This window comes from Mesorhizobium sp. M2E.F.Ca.ET.209.01.1.1 (assembly GCF_004010375.2).
Taxonomy (GTDB): Bacteria; Pseudomonadota; Alphaproteobacteria; order Rhizobiales; family Rhizobiaceae; genus Mesorhizobium.
The window spans coordinates 1-509 of record NZ_SADP02000134.1 but is presented as its reverse complement, the minus strand read 5'-3'; the positions used below and the strand labels follow the sequence as shown (position 1 = coordinate 509).

At 60.3% G+C, this 509-nt stretch carries 1 pseudogene; it reads left to right on the top strand.

Features of this window, described 5'->3' with window-relative positions:
• Nucleotides 1-509, top strand: a pseudogene (locus EN852_RS34955) (hypothetical protein); the annotation flags it as partial.

Genomic DNA, 509 nt, shown 5'->3' with positions numbered 1-509 from the left:
GGCGATGGAAGCAGCGGATTTCATGCCGGGCGCGGCAGCTATCGCGGCCATCAAGAAGGACATCGGGACATACGAAGCGACAAGGGCCTCGGTCGCCCGCAGGGTCAAGTGGCGCGTCCCATTGTTCGTTGGCCTGGTGGTCGTTTTCGTCGCGCTCATTGCCTGGCTGTTCAACAAGGTCGCCGATCCCCACGAGCAATGGTTCTCGACGCCGCATGTGTTTCTCTATGTCATAGGCTTCGCCGCTTCGGTCCTGCTCTATTTCCAGGCCATGAAACCGGCGACGCGGCTGCAGCAATCGTTCCGCGACACGCTGCTGCCCATCATTTTCGGTTTTATCCGCGATGTGCACTACCAGCACGGCGGAAGGCCGAACTCCTTCGACCGGCTGCCGCGCGAGACGGTCGGGCCTTTCAACCGGCAGTCCTTCGACGATGTAGTTTCCGGACGCTACGAAGAGTTTCCGTTCGAGCTTTACGAGACGGAATTGCGGGAAGGGAACGGCAAGG